The organism is Curtobacterium sp. Leaf183 (assembly GCF_001424385.1).
Classification (GTDB): Bacteria; Actinomycetota; Actinomycetes; order Actinomycetales; family Microbacteriaceae; genus Curtobacterium.
The window spans coordinates 168,966-188,452 of sequence record NZ_LMPO01000001.1; the positions used below are offsets into that span (position 1 = coordinate 168,966).

Genomic DNA, 19,487 nt, shown 5'->3' on the forward strand with positions numbered 1-19,487 from the left:
GTCGAGTGTCGGAGGGGTTCCTATGAGGCGTCTGTGGAGCACCCCTCCACGGTCTGTGGATGAACCGTCACGATCCGGAGGACCGCCTCCGTAGGGTCGGTCCCATGATCCGATCCGCCGCCTGGCCCGCCGACGCCACCGCCGTCGACGTCGACGCGCTCACGGCAGCGGCCGGGAGGCCCGGCTCAACCCCGTCCGACCGGCTCGCCCTGGCACGCGCGGTCGCGGCGACCACCCCGCCCCTCTCCGCGGGCACGGCCGGACGGACCTTCGTGACGCTCGCGGCCGTCGCCGCGGTGGACGTCGCCCTCGCCCGCACCGTCGAACCACACCTGGACGCGCTCGGGATCCTGGCGCAGGCCGGGGTCGCGGTGCCGGAGGGGTCGACGTGGGGCGTGTTCGCGGCCGAGGGCCCCGGGGTGCAGCTCACCGCGACGCCGTCGTCCGTCGGGGACGACAGCGTCGTGCTCGACGGCACGAAGCCGTGGTGCTCGCTCGCGTCGTCGTTGTCCCACGCGCTGGTCACCGCCCACGTCGAGGACGAGCGGCAGCTGTTCGCCGTGGACCTGCGCCAGGACGGTGTCACCCCGCACGACGAGGCCTGGGTCGCACGGGGCATGCCCGACGTGCCGAGCGGCCCGGTGGACTTCGACGGGGTCACGGCCGCACCGGTCGGCGGTCCCGGCTGGTACCTCACCCGTCCGGGCTTCGCGTGGGGCGGCATCGGCGTCGCGGCCTGCTGGTGGGGCGGAGCCGTCGGGCTCGCCCGGGTCCTCCGTGACCACGCCGCGCAGCGTCCGGACGCCGAACTGCTGCGCGTCGCCCTCGGCGCCGTCGTGACCGACCTGGCCGACGCCGAGGACGCCCTGGCCGACGCCGCCGCCCGGATCGACGGCGGGCAGGAGACGGACTGGGCGCTCCTCGCGCAGACCGTGCGCTCGCGGGTCCGGCGTGCGGTCGACGCCGTCCGCGTCCGGGTCGTCAGCGCGGTCGGGCCGGGTCCGCTGACGTCCGACCCCGCCGTCGCGGCCCGGGTCGCCGACCTCGAGCTCTACGTCCTGCAGGACCACGGCGACCGGGACCTCGCCCGCATCGGCCGGATGGTCCTCGAACGCGGTGGTGTCGCGTGGTGAGCTTCGACCACCGCGAGCCGGGGACCGCACCCGAGGCCTGGACCGCCTTCCTCGACACGGTCGACGCCCGCCCCGTCGACCTGACGGGGTCCGCCGCGGTGCTGGTCGTCGCGCCGCACCCGGACGACGAGACCCTGGGCGCCGGTGGACTCATCGCGACAGCCGCGGACGCCGGGCTCCCGGTGCACGTGGTCCTCGTCTCGCTCGGCGAGGGCTCGCACCCGGACTCGCCCACGACCACCCCGGACGAACTCGCGCGCCGCCGTGCCGTCGAGTTCCGCGACGCGCTGACGGAACTGCACCCCGACGTCACGGCCAACTCCCTCGGGGTCCCGGACGTCGGGATCCGCGAGCAGCCCGAGACCCTGCGGGACGCCGTCGCCGCACGGCTCGACGCGACACCGGGTCGCACGCTGCTCGTGGCACCGTGGCGCGGGGACGGCCACCGCGACCACCGCGTCGCCGGCGAGGTCGCCGAGACGCTCGCCGCCGAGCGGGACGACGTCACGCTGCTGTCCTACCCGATCTGGGCCTGGCACTGGGACGACGCCGGCGCTCCGGCCGCCCCGTGGGACACCGCCCGGGCGCTCCCGCTGACGCCGGAGGTCCTGGGCCGCAAGCGCTCGGCGCTCGCAGCACACCGCTCGCAGGTGCTCCCCCTCTCGCCGGCACCGGGAGACGAGCCGGTGGTCGACGAGCGGCACGGAGCGCACCACCTGCGCGACACCGAGTGGTTCTTCGGCACGCCGCGGTCCCGCTCGCGCGAGTCCTTCGACGCGCACTACGCCCGGAAGCCCGAGGGGTGGGACTTCGACGGGTCCTGGTACGAGCGGCGGAAGCGTGCCGTGACCCTGGCCGCGCTCCCCCGCGAGCGCTACCGGTCCGCACTCGAGATCGGCTGCGCCACCGGTGTGCTGACCGCGGCGCTCACCGACCGGGCCGACGACGTCCTGGGCACCGACATCGCCGCGGCGCCCCTGGCCCGTGCGCAGGTCCGCGCACCCCGGGCACGCTTCGTGCAGGCCGCCCTGCCCGACGAGTGGCCTGACGGCGCGTGGGACCTCGTCGTGATGTCCGAGGTCGGCTACTACCTGTCCGCCGAGGACCTCGACCGGACGATCGACCACGTGCTCGCGTCCCTCGCCGACGACGGCGTCCTGGTCGCCTGCCACTGGCGACACCCCGACGACGAGGCGGTCTCGAGCGGGGACGTCGTCGACGCCCGACTGGCCGAGCGGTGGCCCCGCGCGGCCCTGGTCCGGCACGTCGAGGACGACTTCGTGCTGAGCGTGCTGCCCGGCGCCGGCGTGCGGTCCGTCGCCCGCACCGAGGGGCTCGCGCCGTGACGCCGCCGCACGCTGCCACACGGATCGACGTCGTGGTGCCGGCCCACCAGGAGGCCGACCGCATCGGCGCGTGCCTCGCCGCGTTGGACACCGCCGCCATCCGGCTGGCGATCGAGCGGCCCGACGTGCCCGTCGGCATCACCGTGGTCCTCGACGGCTGCACCGACGGCACCGCGTCGGTCGTCGCGCGGCACCACGTGCGGGTCCTCGAGACCGCGCACGTCGGGGTCGGACGGGCCCGGTCGCTCGGCGTCGCACAGGCGCTGGCGTCCGGCAGCGCCGACCTGACCGGTCGGTGGCTGGCACACACCGACGCCGACTCCCGCGTACACGCCGACTGGCTCGTGCAGCAGGCCGACGCCCTCGCCGACGGGTCGCACGTGCTGGTCGGCGCCGTCGTGCCCGACTCCGCCGACCTCGACCCCGAGGTGTTCGCCCGCTGGACCGTCGCGCACCCGCCCGGGGCGGCACTCGGGCACGTGCACGGCGCGAACCTCGGCGTCCGCGCCGACGCCTACGTGGCGCTCGGCGGCTTCGACCCCGTCCCCGAGCACGAGGACGTGCGCCTCGTCGAACGTGCCCATGCGCTCGGGCTGCGGGTCGCGGCGACGACCGACCTGCCCGTCGTGACCAGCGGACGCTTCACCGGGCGCACCCCGGGCGGGTACGCCGAGCACCTGCGCCGGACCTACGCCCCTTAGCCGTCTCTTGGGGACGGCATGGCCCGGTCATCGGGTGCGTCCCTAGCTTCTCCCCAGGTCGGCCCCGCCGCGCTCCCGATGCGCGACCGGTGACCAGTGCGCCGGCCCCCACCGAGGAGAAGCATGTTCCTGACCTACCTCAGGCGCGAACTCACGAACCGAAGGAAGCAGACCGCCGTCATCGCGATCGGCATGGCGCTCACCATCTCCCTCGTGGTGATCGTGTCCTCGATCGCGGGCGGCGTGCAGGCCGCGCAGTCGAGCGTCCTGCAGTCCGTGTACGGCGTCGGCACCGACATCACCGTGACGAAGACCGAGACCCCCTCGTCCACGAACGGCGGACGGCCGTCGTTCGACTTCGGCGACCAGGGCTCGTCGAGCAGCGGCAGCACCGATCTGTCCCAGTCCCGCCTGGCCGTGGCCCGCGGGACGAGCACGCTGACCACCGCGAACGTGGCGACCGTGGCCGCGACGGACGGCGTCGCGGCGGCGACCGGGGTCCTGACGCTCGAGGACAGCACGTTCTCCGGCTCGGTCCAGCAGGGCGGCAGCGACTCCAGCGGCACGAGCACCGAGAGCGGCACGTCCAACGGCACGAGCACCGAGCAGGGCCCGCCCAGCGGTGACTCCGGCACCGGCGGCGGCTTCGGCGGCGGCTCCTTCAGCGTCGACTCGTTCACCGTCACCGGCATCCCCGTCACCGGCGACACCGTCGGCCCGCTCACGAGCACCGAGGTCACCAAGGGCCGCGCCTTCACCAAGGCCGACGCCGGCAAGGACGTCGTCGTCCTCGACGCCGCGTACGCGAAGAGCGAGTCGAAGGCCGTCGGCGACACCGTGTCGATCGGCGGGAAGGACTTCTCGGTCATCGGCATCGTGTCGTCCACCGGGTCGGCGAGCACCACCGGCTCGAACACCTACGTCCCGCTCGACACCGCCCAGGCGCTCGCGGACCTGGACGGCAAGGTCACGTCCGTGTACGTCTCCGCCTCGTCGTCGTCCGACGTCGCGACGATCAAGACCGCGCTGCAGAAGCAGCTGTCGAGTGCCACGGTCTCCACCGAGTCCGACCTGGCCTCGAGCGTCTCCGGCTCGCTGTCGACCGCGTCGACCCTGGTCTCGAACCTGGGCACCTGGCTGTCGGTCGTCGTCCTCGCGGCGGCGTTCCTCATCGCGATCCTGTTCACGATCTCGGGTGTCACCCGACGCACCCGCGAGTTCGGCACCCTCAAGGCGATCGGCTGGTCGAACGGCCGGATCACCCGGCAGGTCGCCGGCGAGTCCCTCGTACAGGGGCTGATCGGCGGCGTGATCGGGACCGCCGTCGGCCTGCTCGGCATCCTCGTCGTGAACGTCATCGCCCCGACGATCTCGGCCAGCGCCTCGGCGTCGGCGGGCACCGGCCCCGGCGCCGGCCGGATGCCCGGCGGTGCTGCCACGGCCGCAGCGGGCAGCGGCACCGCGGGGAGTGTCCCGGCCGGCGGGTTCGGCGGCGGCGGGAGCACCGCGTCGACCACGGACGTCGTCCTGCACGCACCGGTGACCGTCGAGGTGATCCTGCTGGCGATCGGGCTGGCGGTCCTCGGTGGACTCATCGCCGGTGCCCTCGGCGGCTGGCGCGCGAGCAGGCTGCGTCCGGCCGAGGCCCTGCGGAGCGTGGCGTGATGCCCCGCCCGACCGCATCCGGCGCCACCGTGCCGGGCACTCCCGACACCACCGCGACACACGAGCACGAGCCGACCCGAGGAGCCACCGTGACCAGCACCGAGACCGCAGCCTCCGCAGCGGAGGCGAGCCGGGCCTCCCGGCCGATGTACCGCCTGACGAACGTGCGCAAGACCTACCGGCAGAAGCAGCGGACCGTCACCGCGCTGACGGACGTCGACCTGACGATCCCACAGGGGCAGATGGTCGCGGTGCAGGGGCCGACCGGCGGTGGCAAGTCGACGCTGCTGCAGATGCTCGGCGCGCTGGACCGACCGACCTCGGGATCAGTCGAGCTCGGCGAACACGACGTCGCGACGCTCGGCGACCGGGCGCTGACGACCGTGCGCGCCACCGAGATCGGGTTCGTGTTCCAGAGCTTCAACCTCATCCCGACGCTGACCGCGCTCGAGAACGTCGAGACCGCGTTCGCCGGTGCGCTCGCGAACCGGAGTCGCGCGGAGATCCGGCAGCGGGCGGCCGACGCGCTCCGGGAGGTCGGCCTCGGCGAGCGCCTCGACCACCTGCCGGCGGAGCTGTCCGGAGGCCAGCAGCAGCGGGTCGCGATCGCCCGCGCCCTGGTCAAGAACCCGAGCGTGCTGCTGGCCGACGAGCCGACGGGCGCGCTCGACGAGGGCACCCGCGACGAGATCATGGGGCTCATCGAGGGACAGTGGCAGGACCGCGGGCTGACGGTGGTCGTCGTGACGCACGACTCGTGGGTGGCGCGTCGCGCCGAGCGGCGCCTGTACCTCGAGAGCGGCCAGGTGCGCGAGGCACGGTAGCGCGGTCCGGGGCGGCCGGGAGGCCCGGTGCGCGTCCGACGAGAGCCGCGCCTCCGGCTGCTGGTCGTCCCCACTGCACCCCCGCGCGGACAGCGCGCCCCGTCCCCTCGGGGCGCGATGACCGTGCCGGGGTGCGACCCGTCAGGGGCGCGGCCCCGTCGGGTAGTCGCAGTAGGCGAACCAGCGCGAGTCCGGAGCCCACGGCGGGACGTTGACCGTTCCCTGGCCGCCCTCGAGCGTCACGAGCGTCTCGGGGAGGACCGCGATCCGGGCACCCCGCACCAGGACGCCGGGGAGCAGCCGGAGCTCGACGCGCTGGTCGGCCGGGTGACCCTGCACGCCGGGCTCGTACGACAGGTACAGCAGGTGCGCACCGTCCGGCGACACGTGCGGGAACCAGTTCACCCGGTCGTCGGCCGTGATCCGCACGGGCTCGGTCGCCCCGGGTCGGCGGGACACGAGCTGCGCGGTCCCGGGGCTGAACACCTCGGAGTTGTACACCAGCACGTCGCCGGCGAACGAGCACCCGTCCGACGGGAACGCGTCGCGGGTGACGAACGTCGTCTCGCCCGTCGCCGGGTCCACCAGCGCGACGTCCGTCGTCCAGACCCCGTCCTCGCTGAGCTCGCCCACGATCGCCGCGAGCGAGGACCCGTCCGCCGCGACGCCGTGCAGGTAGTACTTCCGCCGCACGGGCAGCACGGCCGCGGCGTCGGTGAGCTGTTCTGCGGTCCCCCCGGCGGGCAGGGGCACGCGGTACAGCTCGCCGTTCCGGGCACTGACCACGACGGAGCCGTCGGACGGGTCGAGCACGTGGTCGTTGTTGATCTCGTCGACGCCCGGCATGGGGACCGGCACGAGCGCGGACTCGTCGAGGACCGTGTCGTCGCCCGGGGTCGGCAGCCGCAGCAGCCACAGGTCCCCGTCGCCGTTGAGCACGAGGGTGTCGGCGTCGAGGACGTTCGGCGCTTCCACCAGCACGGTGCTCGACTCGAACACGAGTCGGCTCGTGCGCGCCTCGATGTCGTACACGTGCACGCGGCTGGTCTGTCCGGGCAGCAGCTGCCGCCCGCGGGTGGTGTCGCTCATGGTTCCATCCTGTCGTGTGGTGTCCCGTTGCGGCACCCGGTGCCGCGAGGTCCGCTCCGGCGCCCGGTTCGGCGTGGTCCGGCGCCCGGTTCGGCGCCCCGGTTCGATGTGGCGTCGCACAACCGAAGACGGTCCGCACCACGGGAACCCGTGGTGCGGACCGTCATTGGTTGTGCGACGCCGATCGGTACCGCCGCCCGCGCAGCGCCGACCGCGCAGCGCCCTACTTCACCGCGCCGGCGGTCAGGCCGGCCACGAACTGGCGCTGGACGATCAGGAACGCGATGACGACCGGGATCGACACGACGAGCGACGCCGCCATGATCTGGTTCCAGTACACGTTCGTCTGCGTCGAGTACTGCTGCAGGCCGACCGCCAGGGTCTGCCCGTTGCCGTTCGTCATGACCGAGGCGAACAGCACCTCACCCCATGCCGTCATGAACGAGTAGATGCCGACCGCCACGAGGCCCGGACGAGCCGAGGGCAGGATGATCCGGAACAGCGCGCCCATCGGGCCGGAGCCGTCGACCATCGCGGCCTCGTCGAGCTCACGCGGGATCGTCTCGAAGTAGCCCGCGAGCATCCAGATCGAGAACGGCAGCGTGAACGTCAGGTACGTGATGATCAGGCCGGTCCAGCTGCCGACGAGCTGGATGCCGAGCGAGTTCCCGAGGTTCGTGAAGATCAGGAACAGCGGGAGCAGGAACAGCACGCCCGGGAACATCTGGGTCGAGAGCACCGTCGTCGTGAAGGCGCTCTTGCCCTTGAAGTTCCACCGCGACACCGCGTAGGCGGCGAACGTGGCGATGATCAGCGAGAACACCGTCGCGACGGTGCAGACCACGAGCGAGTTGATGAAGTACTGGCCCAGCGGCACGGTCGACCACATGTCGATGAACGGCTGGAAGGTGATGTTGGTCGGGATCCACGTGAAGTCGTTCTGCACGTCACCCAGCGGCTTGATCGCCGTGGTGACCATCACGTAGAGCGGCACGACCGTGAACACGGTCAGGAGTGCCAGGACGATGACCTTGAAGGACTTGGCGCCCACTGTTTCACGCACGGACGGACCTCCGGTTGGTCACGGCGAGGTAGATGCCGGTGACGACGAGCAGGAAGAGGAGCAGCAACACGCTCATCGCGGCACCGGAACCGAAGTTCCAGGTGATGAACGACGCGTTGTAGATGTGGAAGCTGAGCAGGTCGGCGGCCGGTGGCTGCGCCGTCGAGCCGAACAGCACGTAGGGCGTGTTGAAGTCGTTGAACGTCCAGAGGAACATCACGAGCACGAGCGTCACGTTGACCGGGCGGACCATCGGCAGCGTGATCGAGCGCCACTGGCGGAACGGCTTGGCACCGTCGACCGAGGCAGCCTCGTACACGTCGGCCGGCACGGACTGCAGGCCGGCCATGAGCATGAGGAAGGCGAAGGGCCAGGTCTTCCAGATCGCGACGACCACCACGGCCACGAAGGCGTTGTTGCCGATCAGCCAGAACGGCCCGCTGCCGCTGACCAGGTGCAGCTGGTCGACCAGGATGTGGTTGATCGCACCCGAGTCGCGCTGGAACATGAACTTCCAGGTGATCACGCCGGCGTACATCGGCAGCGCGTAGGGCACCAGGAACAGCGTGCGGAACAGGCCACGGCCCGCGAACGGCTTCTGCAGCGCGACGGCCGCCGCCATGCCGAAGCCCCACGAGAGGCCGACCACCAGGATCGTGAACGCGACGGTGATCAGGAACGAGTTGAGCAGTCCCTTGCCGATCGCCTGGTTGAAGTCGACCGCGACCGCGTAGTTGTGCAACCCCGCGAAGGGCGCGGCACCCCAGTTGGCGATGAAGTACTTGGTGAGCTGGATGAACGAGATCCAGATGCCCGTGAGCATCGGCACGATGTGGATCAGCAGTTCGAACAAGATGGCGGGGCCGACGAGCGCGTAGGGCAGCCACTGGCGGCGGCGCTTCCCGCGGGGCGGAGGCGACGACAGGGTCGGCGCCTTCGTGCGGGTCAGGTCGAGGGCCTCGGGTTCCGGCAGGACCGTCGTGGACATGGGCAGGGCCTTTCGGCTGAGGGAGTTCGGGAGAGCCGGCGCCGTGGCAGCGGCGGTCGCCGCGATGCGGCGGACGGGAGGCTCGGGGTGCGTGGGCCGGTCGGCTCACGGCCGGCGCTGAGCCGGGTTGTCATTGCTGTGGCGGGGGCGGAGACCCGGGGCGGACCTTGCGGACGCGCCCCGGGCCTCCTGGATGTGGCTGGATCAGCCGTTCGCCTGGGACACCTGGTCCTGGGCGGTCTGCAGCGCGGACTTGATGTCGCTGTCGGACACCGTGCCGCCGGTCGCGATCTTGGCGAACATGTCGTTCATCGCCTTGCCGACCGTGGACTCGAACTGGTCCTCGGCGGGGACCAGCGGGAGCGGCTTCGCCTTGTTGTTGTAGATGTCGAGGAACGTCTTCGTCTGCTCGTCGGTGACCGAGTCAGCAGCCGAGGCGAGCACCGGCAGGGCCGAGTACGGCTTGTCGAGCGTCGACTGCGTGTCGGCGCTCGTCATGTACTTGACGAACTTCAGCGCGCCGTCCTTGTTCTTCGTGTTCTTGAAGATCGACAGGTTGATGCCGGCCGGGAAGCTCGCGATCTCCTTGCCGCCGGTCGGGGCCGGGAAGGGGACCACGCCGAACTCGTCGGCGGACATGCCGTTCGACGTGATCGTCGCGTTCGCGTTGTTCTGCGTCAGCATCATCGCGGCCTTCTTGTTCGCGAAGTCCGAGACCGCCTGGGTGCCGTTGTCGTACTGGGCGTTCGAGGTGTTGACGACCTTGTCGCTCTGCATCAGGTCGAGGTAGCGCTTGATGCCGTCGACGTTGGCGCTCGAGGTGAACGTCGGCTTGCCGCTCTTGTCGAACCACTCGCCGCCGTTCTGCGCCGAGTTGATGAACGCGAAGTGCGCGTTCTCGGTGTACGAGCCACCGGCGATGGTGAAGCCGTACTTGCCGCCCGTGGTGAGCTTCTTGGCGTCGGCGGTCAGGTCCTGCCACGTGGTGGGGGCCTCGATGCCGGCGTCCTTGAACATCTGCTTGTTGTAGTACAGGCCGTAGGCGAGACCGTAGAGCGGGACGCTCGTGACGGTCTTGCCGGGGGCGCCACCGGTCGACAGCGCGACCTTGCCGAACTTGTCGGCGCCGCCGATCGACTTCATCTCCGAGTCGCCGAACTCCTGGAAGGCGCCGGTGGCCTGGAGCGAGGTCGCCCACGTGTTGCCGATGTTGACGACGTCCGGGCCCTGGCCCGAGGTGACGGCGGTCTGGATCTTCGTCTGCAGGTCGTTCCAGCCGATGACCTGCAGGTCGACCTTGATGCCGGTCTGCTTGGTGAACTGCTTGAGGACGGGGGTCAGGACCTCCTTGTCGTTCTGCAGGGAGGTGCCCTGGTTCGACGCCCAGTAGGTGAGCGTCTTGGAGTCGCCGGACGAACCGGACCCTCCGGCGGAGCAGGCTGCGAGGCCGGTCACGGTGAGTGCCGCGGCCGCGGTGATGGCCAGTGCGCGGATGGCAGTGCGCATGACTCTCTACTTTCTCGTCGTTGAGATGGTGCAGGGATGGAGCGTTCGGGTGCTGCTGTGTGGTGCTGTCGTGCGTGTGGTGCTGTCGTGCTCGGTGTTCTCGCGGGTCAGACCAGGGTCTGCTCCGCGGGGTCCCAGCCCTCGTCGAGGGTCTGGGAGGGCGACACGGTGCTCGTGACGAGCACCGCCTCGCCACGTTCGGCGGCCTCGGCGATGGAGACCATCACGTCGAGGACGTGGAAGGCGAGCGCACCGGGGACGCGGTTCGTCTCGCCCGCGCGCAGGGAGCGGGCCAGGTCGACCACGCCGGTGCCGCGCGAGTACGTGGACCCGACGGCCGGGATCGTCTCGGGCTCGTCGGCGCCGAGCGCGTACAGCTCGGTGTCGCCGTCGAAGTTGTTCGGGTCGGGGAACACCACGGTGCCCGTCTCGCCGGCGATCTCGACGACACCCGTGCGGCCGCGGTCCGACTCGAACGAGAACACGCTCTGCGCGCTCCCGCCGTTCTCGAACTCGATGAGCGCGGAGTGGTTCGTCGGGACGTCGACCGGGAACTCGGTCCCCGCCTTCGGCCCGGAGCCGATCGTGCGGGTGGCACGGGACTTCGACGCGGTCGCGGTGACCTTCGACACGGGGCCGAACGCCTGCACCAGGGTGGTGATGTAGTACGGGCCGATGTCGAACAGCGGGCCGGCGCCGTACGCGAACAGGAACTCGGGGCTCGGGTGCCACGACTCCGGACCGGGGCTCTGGAACAGCGTCAGGCCGTTCAGCGGCGTCCCGATGCGGCCGTCGCGGATCGTGCGGAGCGCGGTCTGCAGCCCGGCGCCGAGGAAGGTGTCCGGCGCGACGGAGACCGTCAGGCCGGCGGCGGCAGCGGCGTCGCGGAGCTGCGTGGCGCTCTCGCGGTCGAGGGCGTAGGGCTTCTCGCCCCAGACGTGCTTGCCGGCGGCGATGGCCTGCAGCGCGACCTCGACGTGCGCGGCCGGGATCGTCAGGTTGACGACGATCTCGATGTCGTCGTCGGCGAGCAGCTGCTCGACCGATCCCGACGCGGGCACGCCCCACTTCTCGGCCTGGGCAGCGGCGCGGGGCTCGTCGATGTCGGCGATGAACCGGACCTGCACGTCGGGGAAGACCGTCAGGTTCGACAGGTACTGGTCCGAGATGACCCCGGCGCCGATCACGCCGACGCCGACCGGGCCGGTGCGGCGGGCCGTGGCGGACGCCGTGCTGTCGGCCGGAGCGGTCGTGGTGGTGTCGGTCATGCGCGGGCCCCCTGCAGGAACGAGTACGAGTCGGTGACGGCCTGGAACACGTCGCCGTCGTGGTCGTCGAGCTCCACGACCTGCTGCGCGTCCGGTGCGGCCGCGATGATGTCGCGGATCGGCATGATGCCGTTGCCGACGGCGACCTGGCGCTTGTCGTCGTGCGAGCCGTCGCCGTCCTTGACGTGCAGGAAGCGCACCTTGTCGCCGAGCGTGCGCAGCACGGCCACCGGGTCGTCACCGCCGACCTTCGCCCAGTAGGTGTCGAGCTCGAGCACGACGTCGTCGGAGAGCGCGTCGGCGAAGACCTGGTAGGCGCTGACGCCGTCGATGCGGTTCGAGAACTCGAACGCGTGGTTGTGGTAGCCGAGCGTCAGGCCGTGGTCGGCGGCACGGGGGGCGAGCGCGCTGAGTTCGCGGGCGATGGCCTCGACGTCCTCGCGGGTGGTCCAGCGGGCCTCGTCGATGTGCGGGTCGATGAGCGTCTCGGTGCCGACCTGCGCCGTGGCGTGGAAGATGCGCTCGAGGTCCTGCTCACCGGCGTCCAGCAGTCGGGCGTGCCCGCTCGGTGCGACCAGGCCGGCGTCCTGCAGGGCCGTGGCGTACTCGTCGGCGCGGTCCACGTAGCCGAAGAGCTCGACGTCCGTGAAGCCGATGCCGGCGATGCGCTGCAGGGTGCCGGGCAGATCGGCACTGAGCGCGTCGCGGACCGTGTAGAGCTGGACCGAAAGCGGTTGGGTCACCGGTGTTCTCCTCGTCGAGTGGTGTGGTCGTCTCTGACCGTTCGTCACACTACGAGCACTTCTGTCGGCCGTCAAGCAGAAGTCCGCAGATGTTCGACGCACTTCGTTGCGTGCCGCATTCGAAGTGTGTTTCACTCGCACCATGGTCGACTTGGCACGGACGGCAGCGACGCCGCCGGTCGGGACGAGCGAGCTCTTCCAGATCCTTCGCGACGGTGTGCCGCGGACCCGGTCGGAACTCGCCGCCCTGACGGGAGCAGCACGCTCGACCATCGGCGTGCGCCTGGACGCCCTCGTCGACGTCGGCCTCGTCGGCGCGGTCGAGACGGCCGCGTCCACCGGCGGACGCCCGCCCGCACAGGTCGCGCTGCGGCCTACCTCCCGCCTGGTCATCGCGGCCGACCTCGGTGCCTCGCACGGCCGCGTCGCCGTGACCGACCTCGTGGCGCAGCCGCTCGCGACCCGCGAGGCCCGGATCGACATCGCCGCCGGCCCCGTCCCGACCCTGACCTGGCTCGTCCAGGCGATCGACGAACTGCTCGACGAGATCGGTCGTGCACGCGACGACGTCATCGCGATCGGGATCGGCGTGCCCGGCCCCGTCGAGTTCTCGACGGGACGCCCCGCGAACCCGCCGATCATGCCCGGCTGGGACGGGTTCGACGTCCCGTCGTGGCTGCGCCAGCACATCCGGGCGCACGTCCTGCTCGACAACGACGTGAACATCGCGGCCCTGGGCGAACGCGAGCACGGCTGGCCGGGCGTCGACCACCTGCTCTTCGTGAAGGTCGCCACGGGCATCGGGTCGGGCATCGTCTCCGAGGGTCGCCTGCAGCGCGGCGCGCAGGGCACCGCGGGCGACATCGGGCACGTGCGGGTCTCCCGCGCCGGTGACGTCCCCTGCCACTGCGGCAACACCGGGTGCCTCGAGGCAGTCGCCTCCGGACCCGCCATCGCCCGCGCACTCCGCGACAAGGGCCACGACGCCACCTCGAGCGCGGACGTCATCGCCCTGGTGAACCGGTCCGACCTCGACGCCATCTACGCCGTCCGCCAGGCCGGCCGCGACATCGGCGAGGTCCTCGCCACCTGCATCTCGCTCATCAACCCCCAGGTCATCGTGCTCGGCGGGTCGGTGACCCAGGCCGGCGAGCACCTGCTCGCCGGCGTGCGCGAGGTGGTCTACTCGCGCTCGATGCCGCTCGCGACCGAGCACCTCGTCATCGCGCCGTCGCGTGCCGGGGGCATGGCGGCCCTCCAGGGTGCCGCGTCGCTCGCCATCGGCTACGCGCTCTCCCCCGCGGGCGTCGACGAACTCGTCGCCTACGCCGAGGGCCGTCAGCTGGTGTCCTGACCGCGCGCCGGATTCGCGTCCGTCACCGGTCGGGGTGAGAATCGTCGGGTGACGATCGTGCAGCCCACCCTGTGGGACAGTCTGGAGGCCCTGTCCGGCTCCGACGCGCCCGTCACCACGGTCCGCGACAGCTTCACGGCCCTGCGCGGCCACACCGAGCGGATCGTCGCGCACTCGTCAGACCGCGTCGCGTGGCTCCGCGCCCGTGCGGCGGGCATCACCGCGACCGATGTGGCGCGGTTGGCGTCGCACCACGCGATCGAGGCCGTCGTCACCGACAAGCGGTACGGGTCCCGCTTCTCCGGCAACGTCTACACCGAGCACGGCCGCGACCGCGAACCGGTCATCGCCGCGTGGGTCGCCGCGACCCACGGCATCGAGCCCTCGGCGCACCTGTTCCACGCGGCCGCCAACCGTGCGCACCTTGCCACGCCGGACGGTGTCGGACAGGACCGCGACGGGCGCCTGTTGCTCGCCGAGATCAAGACCACCTCCCACGGCTGGAAGCGCGTCCCGCGGCACTACCTGCGGCAGGTCTGGTGGCAGCAGTACGTGCTCGGTGCCGAGCGCACGCTGTTCGTCTGGGAGAAGCACGACGACTTCGTGCCGATCGCCGACGAACCCGAGTGCACCTGGATCGACCGCGACGACGACCAGATCCGCGGGCTGGTGTCGCTCGCCGACATGGTGCTCGATCGGCTCCGCTCCGCTCGCTAGCCGTGCCGCTGGATCGCCGCGCCGCCGCGTCGCTAGACCTTGACCAGCCGGAGTCGACTCATGCCGACCACCAGGATGCCCATCAGCGCGATGAACACCGCCACGCCCAGGCAGTACAGGGCCACGACGCCGTAGCCCTGCGCCGGGTCGAGGAACGGGTACGGTACCCACCCGTCGGTGGCCCCGCGGACGAGGATCACGACGAGCCACACCGCGGGGTAGACCAAGAACCACCACACGTGCCGGAGCAGCAGCTTGCCGCGGTCGGAGAACAGCAGCCAGTCGAGGACCGCGTACACCGGGATGATCTTGTGCAGCACGTCGTTCGACCACTGCACCGTGAACGACTGGTCGAGGGTCGCGTTGACCAGGAGCGTGTTGTAGACGATCCCCGTCGTGGCGATGTAGACCGTGGCCGCACCGCGGAACACCGAGAGACCGACCTGCCCGCGCTTCCGTCGGGCCGCAGCGATCAGCGTCAGGGCGAACGCCAGTGCGACGAACACGTTCGACTGGATCGTGAAGTACCCGAAGAAGTTGAAGAAGTTGTAGACCGGGCTCTCGACGCTCCGCAGGAACTGCGCGACGATCGCCGCCACGATCGCGATGACGGCGATGAGCCGCAGGGCGTTGACGAGGGTGCGCACCGATCCAACCTAGCGGCCGCGACGCCGAACGGCCCCGCTCCGGTGTGGGAGCGAGGCCGTTCGTGTCGTCAGTCGATCAGATGCTGTTGACGTCCAGCGGGATGCCGGGCCCGAAGGTCGTCGAGACGGCGCCCTTCATGACGTAGCGGCCCTTCGAGGCACTCGGCTTGAGGCGGTTGATCTCCTCGAGCGCGGTCGAGATGTTCTCGTCGAGCTGCTCCGGGGTGAATGAGGCCTTGCCGACGACGAAGTGCACGTTGGCGTGCTTGTCGACGCGGAACTCGATCTTGCCGCCCTTGATGTCGTTGACGGCCTGCGCGACGTTCGGGGTCACGGTGCCGGTCTTCGGGTTCGGCATGAGGCCACGCGGGCCGAGCACCTTGCCCAGACGACCGACCTTGCCCATGAGCTCGGGGGTCGAGACAGCGGAGTCGAACGAGGTGTAGCCCTCGGCGACCTTCGCGATGAGCTCGTCGCCACCGACCTCGTCAGCACCGGCTGCGATCGCGGCCTCGGCCGCAGCGCCCGTCGCGAAGACGATGACGCGGGCGGTCTTGCCGGTACCGTGCGGCAGGATGACGGTGCCACGGACCATCTGGTCCGCCTTGCGGGGGTCGACGCCGAGCTTCAGCGCGACCTCGACCGTGGAGTCGGTCTTCGCAGAGCCGGTCTCCTTGGCCAGGGCGACGGCCTCGGTCGGGGTGTAGAACTTGTCGGCCTCGATCTTCGCGGCCGCGGCCTGGTAGGCCTTGGACTTCTTCGCCATGGTGGTCTCCTTGCGAGATACGTGGTTGGCGAGCCGGCGAGGCTCTCCCACGGAAGGGTGTTGGGGTGTGGACCTGAGGGAGAGGCTTACGCCTCGACCGTGATGCCCATCGAACGAGCAGTACCGGCGATGATCTTCGCGGCCTGGTCGATGTCGTTGGCGTTCAGGTCGGCCTGCTTGGTCTCGGCGATCTGACGGACCTGGTCCATCGAGATCTTCGCGACCTTGACCGTGTGCGGGGTCGCGGACCCCTTCTGCACACCCGCAGCCTTCTTGATGAGCTCGGCGGCCGGCGGGGTCTTGAGGACGAACGTGAACGAACGGTCCTCGTAGACGGTGATCTCGACCGGGACGACGTTGCCGCGCTGCGACTCGGTCGCGGCGTTGTACGCCTTGCAGAACTCCATGATGTTCACGCCGTGCTGACCGAGCGCCGGACCGATCGGCGGGGCCGGGTTGGCGGCTCCCGCGTTGATCTGCAGCTTGATCAGGCCCGTGACCTTCTTCTTCGGTGCCATGTTCGCTTTCCTCCTGGGATCGAACGCACGGGATTCCGTGCACTCTCCCGCGTGGCCGGCGGTTCCGGCTCGCGGTGACGAGCCTGCGACGCACGAGGCGTCGCAGGCCCAAACTCGATGAGTCTACCTGATGCCTGTCGGCGTCAGAGCTTGGTGACCTGGTCGAAGCTGAGCTCGACCGGGGTCTCGCGCTCGAACAGCGAGACGAGGACCGTGAGCTTGCCGCTCTCCGGCTTGATCTCGGAGATCGACCCCGGCAGACCCGCGAACGAGCCCTCCTTGATGGTGATCGTCTCGCCGACCTCGAAGTCGACCTCGGCGGCCGGCTGGGCCTGCGTGAGGCCGGAGCCCTTGCCGCCCTTGCTCGGTGCGGTCTCGGCGACCTGCACCAGGGACTTCAGCATGCCGAACGCCTCGTCGAAGCGGAGCGGCGTCGGGTTGTGCGCGTTGCCGACGAAGCCGGTGACGCCCGGGGTGTGCCGGACGACGGACCAGGAGTCCTCGTTGAGGTCGAGGCGCACGAGCACGTACCCGGGGATCCGGACGCGCGTGACGAGCTTGCGCTGGCCGTTCTTGATCTCGACGACGTCCTCCATCGGGACCTCGACCTGGTAGATGTAGTCCTCCATCGACATCGACACCATGCGGTTCTCGATGTTCGACTTCACGCGGCGCTCGAAGCCCGCGTAGGAGTGGATGACGTACCACTTGCCAGGCTTCATCCGCAGCTCGGCCTTGAAGGCCTCGTACGGGTCGACCTCGGCCGGCTCGTCGTCCTCGAGTGCGTCGGCGTCGGGGTCGGCCTCGATCGAGACCTCGGTGCCCGGAGCCAGGTCGACCTCGGACTCGGAGGCGATCGCGCCGGGGGTGTCGGTGGACTCCTCGGCGGCGATGGTCGCGTTCGCCTCGGCGGGGGTCTCGGTCTCGAGCTCGGCCTCTTCTTCGTCCTCGACGGCCTCCACGGCAGCCTCGGCCTCGTCGGCGGAGTCGATCTCGAGCGCGTCGTCGACGACCGCGTCGGCCTCGGCGTCGCGGGACTCGGCGAGGGCGGTGAGCGTCTCGTCGATGCCGTCCACGTCACCGTCGTCCGGCTCGGCGCTCAGCCCGAGGGACTCGTCGTCCTCGTCCTCGACCGCGATCGCACGCTCTTCGGCGGACTCGGCCGAACGGAGCTCGCCCGTCTCGACGTCGCCTTCCTGGTTCTCTTCCACCTCGGAGGACTGCTCTGCAGCGGTCGCGAGGTCGATGTCGTCGCGGGAGTAGTCAGACACTGTCGGTTCTTTCCGTTCGGTGGTGCGGGTCGGGTCGGCGTTCGCCCTGGTCACTGTTCGCGCTGGTCACTGGTCACGCTGCTCGGCGTCGCCGCCGGCGTGGGTCGGGATCGGCCGATGGAGACGAGCCCCGACGGGTGCGACACCGATCAGGCGGTCGGACCGTTGCCGAAGACGTAACCGACGCCGAGCCCGAACACGAAGTCGAGGATCGACACGAGGACCATCATCACGACGACGAACACCAGGACGACGCCGGTGTAGCTGAAGAGTTCCTTGCGCGTCGGCGTGACGACCTTGCGCAGCTCGCCGATGACCTGGCGGATGAACAGCGCGATGGCCGCGAACGGGCCCCGGCGCGCGGCACGGTCCTGCTTCGCCTTGGCGACGACGTCGTCCGTCGTCGTCTCCATGTCGTTGCTCGCCAACTTCGTCACCTTCCAGATGTGCAGGGCGGACAGGACTCGAACCTGCAACCTGCGGTTTTGGAGACCGCTGCTCTACCAATTGAGCCACCGCCCTTCGGGAGACGATGCCGTCTTCCGGGTGGTACGCGTCCGTCATCAACGGGTCGCGACCGCCGCAGACGAGTGTACGGGAGTGCGTCGCGCGGTGTCCACTTGAGGGGTCTCGCGGCGTGCCGCGCCGATAGGCTGGGCGGGTGAGCACCGCAGCCGAAGGCCCCGAGTCCACCACCACCCAGCGACCCCGGATCGCGTCGCGCATCGCCGCGATCGCCGAGTCCGCGACGCTCAAGGTCGATGCCAAGGCGAAGGCGCTCAAGGCGGCCGGACGACCCGTGATCTCCTTCGCGGCCGGCGAACCGGACTTCGCCACGCCCGCGCACGTCGTCGACGCCGCGGTCGCCGCGGCGCAGGACCCGAAGAACCACCGGTACACGCCCGCCACGGGCCTGCCGGAGCTCAAGCAGGCCGTCGCCGACAAGACGGCGCGTGCGTCCGGCATCACCGTCGAGCCGTCGCAGGTCATCATCACGAACGGCGGCAAGCAGGCCGTCTACCAGGCCTTCCAGACGATCGTCGACGACGGCGACCAGGTGTTGCTGCCCGCGCCGTACTGGACCACCTACCCCGAGGCGATCCGACTGGCCGGGGGCGAGCCCGTCGAGGTCTTCGCCGGCAGCGACCAGGACTACCTGGTCACGGTCGAGCAGCTCGAGGCGGCTCGCACACCCACGACCAAGGCGCTGCTGTTCTGCTCCCCCTCGAACCCGACCGGCGCCGTCTACTCCGCCGAGCAGACCCGCGCCATCGGCGAGTGGGCGCTCGAGCACGGCATCTGGGTGATCAGCGACGAGATCTACCAGGACCTGGTCTACGACGGCACCACCTTCACCGGGATCCTCCAGGCGGTCCCCGAGCTCGCCGACACGACGGTCCTGGTGAACGGCGTCGCGAAGACCTACGCGATGACGGGGTGGCGCGTCGGGTGGTTCATCGGCCCGGCCGACGCCGTCAAGGCCGCGTCGAACCTGCAGTCGCACCTGTCGAGCAACGTGTCGAACGTGTCCCAGCGCGCGGCGATCGCCGCGCTCACCGGGCCGCAGGAACCGGTCGTCGCCATGCGCGAGGCCTTCGACCGCCGTCGCCGGGCCATCGTCGCGGGACTCAACGCGATCCCGGGCTTCGTCACGCCGACGCCCGAGGGGGCCTTCTACGTCTACCCCGACGTCACGGCGCTGCTCGGTCGCGAGTGGGCCGGCTCGACGCCGACGACCACGCTCGAGCTGGCCGACCTGATCCTCGAGCACGCCGAGGTCGCGGTCGTCCCCGGCGAGGCCTTCGGCCCCTCCGGCTACCTGCGCCTGTCCTACGCGCTCGGCGACGACGACATCGCCGAGGGCGTCGCCCGGTTGGCGACGTTCTTC

General features: G+C 70.7%; 19 protein-coding genes and 1 tRNA gene. 8 read left to right on the forward strand and 12 right to left on the reverse strand.

Annotated features, from left to right (window positions below; genetic code table 11):
• The first annotated feature begins 104 nt into the window (after positions 1-104).
• The 5 genes from ASG04_RS00720 to ASG04_RS00740 all read left to right on the forward strand — a co-directional run bounded on the left by ASG04_RS00720 (position 105) and on the right by ASG04_RS00740 (position 5,669).
• Positions 105-1,133, forward strand: coding sequence for an acyl-CoA/acyl-ACP dehydrogenase (locus tag ASG04_RS00720; protein WP_056118832.1), 1,029 nt, complete (start codon positions 105-107; stop codon positions 1,131-1,133).
• Positions 1,130-2,479, forward strand: coding sequence for a PIG-L family deacetylase (locus ASG04_RS00725; protein ID WP_235515385.1), 1,350 nt, complete (start codon positions 1,130-1,132; stop codon positions 2,477-2,479). Before ASG04_RS00720 ends, ASG04_RS00725 begins: the two co-directional genes overlap by 4 nt.
• Positions 2,476-3,180 (forward strand): glycosyltransferase, encoded by a 705-nt coding sequence (locus tag ASG04_RS00730; protein ID WP_156463466.1) that lies wholly within the window; start codon positions 2,476-2,478, stop codon positions 3,178-3,180. The genes ASG04_RS00725 and ASG04_RS00730 overlap by 4 nt, the downstream gene beginning before the upstream one ends.
• 123 nt (positions 3,181-3,303) lie before the next feature.
• Positions 3,304-4,845 (forward strand): ABC transporter permease, encoded by a 1,542-nt coding sequence (locus ASG04_RS00735; protein WP_056118837.1) that lies wholly within the window; start codon positions 3,304-3,306, stop codon positions 4,843-4,845.
• A gap of 146 nt (positions 4,846-4,991) precedes the next feature.
• Positions 4,992-5,669, forward strand: a complete 678-nt coding sequence (locus ASG04_RS00740; RefSeq protein WP_056120090.1) for an ABC transporter ATP-binding protein — start codon at positions 4,992-4,994, stop codon at positions 5,667-5,669.
• Between the two features lie 141 nt (positions 5,670-5,810).
• Here ASG04_RS00740 and ASG04_RS00745 read toward each other — a convergent pair whose 3' ends face one another.
• The 6 genes from ASG04_RS00745 to ASG04_RS00770 all read right to left on the reverse strand — a co-directional run bounded on the left by ASG04_RS00745 (position 5,811) and on the right by ASG04_RS00770 (position 12,326).
• Positions 5,811-6,758, reverse strand: coding sequence for a TolB family protein (locus ASG04_RS00745; protein ID WP_056118839.1), 948 nt, complete (start codon positions 6,756-6,758; stop codon positions 5,811-5,813).
• Positions 6,759-6,981: 223 nt separating this feature from the next.
• A complete protein-coding gene (locus ASG04_RS00750; protein ID WP_056118842.1) occupies positions 6,982-7,821 on the reverse strand; it encodes a carbohydrate ABC transporter permease in 840 nt (279 codons plus the stop codon).
• A complete protein-coding gene (locus ASG04_RS00755) occupies positions 7,814-8,809 on the reverse strand; it encodes a carbohydrate ABC transporter permease (RefSeq protein WP_056118844.1) in 996 nt (331 codons plus the stop codon). Before ASG04_RS00755 ends, ASG04_RS00750 begins: the two co-directional genes overlap by 8 nt.
• Positions 8,810-9,013: 204 nt before the next feature.
• A complete protein-coding gene (locus tag ASG04_RS00760; RefSeq protein ID WP_056118847.1) occupies positions 9,014-10,315 on the reverse strand; it encodes an extracellular solute-binding protein in 1,302 nt (433 codons plus the stop codon).
• 107 nt (positions 10,316-10,422) lie between these two features.
• Positions 10,423-11,583 carry a Gfo/Idh/MocA family protein gene (locus ASG04_RS00765; RefSeq protein ID WP_056118850.1) on the reverse strand — a complete coding sequence of 387 codons (1,161 nt, stop codon included), beginning with the start codon at positions 11,581-11,583 and terminating at the stop codon, positions 10,423-10,425.
• Positions 11,580-12,326: a sugar phosphate isomerase/epimerase family protein gene (locus ASG04_RS00770; protein WP_056118853.1), complete on the reverse strand. Its 747-nt coding sequence runs from the start codon at positions 12,324-12,326 to the stop codon at positions 11,580-11,582. The genes ASG04_RS00765 and ASG04_RS00770 overlap by 4 nt, the downstream gene beginning before the upstream one ends.
• A gap of 142 nt (positions 12,327-12,468) precedes the next feature.
• Here ASG04_RS00770 and ASG04_RS00775 point away from each other — a divergent pair, with 142 nt between their 5' ends.
• Together ASG04_RS00775 and ASG04_RS00780 are read left to right on the forward strand one after the other, a co-directional pair.
• Positions 12,469-13,680 (forward strand): ROK family protein, encoded by a 1,212-nt coding sequence (locus ASG04_RS00775; protein WP_056118856.1) that lies wholly within the window; start codon positions 12,469-12,471, stop codon positions 13,678-13,680.
• 48 nt (positions 13,681-13,728) lie between these two features.
• Positions 13,729-14,397, forward strand: coding sequence for a YqaJ viral recombinase family protein (locus ASG04_RS00780; protein ID WP_056118859.1), 669 nt, complete (start codon positions 13,729-13,731; stop codon positions 14,395-14,397).
• 32 nt (positions 14,398-14,429) lie between these two features.
• On the opposite strand, the gene ASG04_RS00785 is transcribed toward ASG04_RS00780, so the two are convergent.
• From ASG04_RS00785 to ASG04_RS00810, 6 genes are all read right to left on the reverse strand, one after another.
• Positions 14,430-15,044 carry a Pr6Pr family membrane protein gene (locus ASG04_RS00785; protein WP_056118861.1) on the reverse strand — a complete coding sequence of 205 codons (615 nt, stop codon included), beginning with the start codon at positions 15,042-15,044 and terminating at the stop codon, positions 14,430-14,432.
• A 76-nt stretch (positions 15,045-15,120) separates the two neighbouring features.
• The gene (rplA, locus tag ASG04_RS00790) at positions 15,121-15,810 is read right to left on the reverse strand and encodes a 50S ribosomal protein L1 (RefSeq protein WP_056118864.1); all 690 of its coding nucleotides are present in this window, start codon (positions 15,808-15,810) and stop codon (positions 15,121-15,123) included.
• A gap of 86 nt (positions 15,811-15,896) precedes the next feature.
• Positions 15,897-16,328 carry a 50S ribosomal protein L11 gene (gene rplK, locus ASG04_RS00795; protein WP_056118868.1) on the reverse strand — a complete coding sequence of 144 codons (432 nt, stop codon included), beginning with the start codon at positions 16,326-16,328 and terminating at the stop codon, positions 15,897-15,899.
• Positions 16,329-16,471: 143 nt separating this feature from the next.
• A complete protein-coding gene (gene nusG, locus ASG04_RS00800) occupies positions 16,472-17,599 on the reverse strand; it encodes a transcription termination/antitermination protein NusG (protein WP_056118871.1) in 1,128 nt (375 codons plus the stop codon).
• Between the two features lie 149 nt (positions 17,600-17,748).
• On the reverse strand, positions 17,749-18,012 hold the full coding sequence (secE, locus tag ASG04_RS00805; RefSeq protein WP_111105854.1) for a preprotein translocase subunit SecE: 264 nt from the start codon (positions 18,010-18,012) through the stop codon (positions 17,749-17,751).
• Positions 18,013-18,048: 36 nt separating this feature from the next.
• Positions 18,049-18,121, reverse strand: a tRNA-Trp gene (locus tag ASG04_RS00810).
• Positions 18,122-18,260: 139 nt separating this feature from the next.
• Between ASG04_RS00810 and ASG04_RS00815 the strand changes: the two genes are divergently transcribed.
• Positions 18,261-19,487: pyridoxal phosphate-dependent aminotransferase (locus tag ASG04_RS00815; protein WP_056118875.1), on the forward strand; the 1,227-nt coding region annotated here is incomplete at its 3' end.

Coding starts and splice junctions, on each gene's coding strand:
- ASG04_RS00720 (WP_056118832.1), top strand. CDS start 105: ATGATCCGATCCGCCGCCTGGCCCGCCGACGCCACCGCCGTCGACGTC.
- ASG04_RS00735 (WP_056118837.1), top strand. CDS start 3,304: ATGTTCCTGACCTACCTCAGGCGCGAACTCACGAACCGAAGGAAGCAG.
- ASG04_RS00740 (WP_056120090.1), top strand. CDS start 4,992: ATGTACCGCCTGACGAACGTGCGCAAGACCTACCGGCAGAAGCAGCGG.
- ASG04_RS00745 (WP_056118839.1), bottom strand. CDS start 6,758: ATGAGCGACACCACCCGCGGGCGGCAGCTGCTGCCCGGACAGACCAGC.
- ASG04_RS00755 (WP_056118844.1), bottom strand. CDS start 8,809: ATGTCCACGACGGTCCTGCCGGAACCCGAGGCCCTCGACCTGACCCGC.
- ASG04_RS00760 (WP_056118847.1), bottom strand. CDS start 10,315: ATGCGCACTGCCATCCGCGCACTGGCCATCACCGCGGCCGCGGCACTC.
- ASG04_RS00765 (WP_056118850.1), bottom strand. CDS start 11,583: ATGACCGACACCACCACGACCGCTCCGGCCGACAGCACGGCGTCCGCC.
- ASG04_RS00775 (WP_056118856.1), top strand. CDS start 12,469: ATGGTCGACTTGGCACGGACGGCAGCGACGCCGCCGGTCGGGACGAGC.
- rplA (WP_056118864.1), bottom strand. CDS start 15,810: ATGGCGAAGAAGTCCAAGGCCTACCAGGCCGCGGCCGCGAAGATCGAG.
- rplK (WP_056118868.1), bottom strand. CDS start 16,328: ATGGCACCGAAGAAGAAGGTCACGGGCCTGATCAAGCTGCAGATCAAC.
- secE (WP_111105854.1), bottom strand. CDS start 18,012: ATGGAGACGACGACGGACGACGTCGTCGCCAAGGCGAAGCAGGACCGT.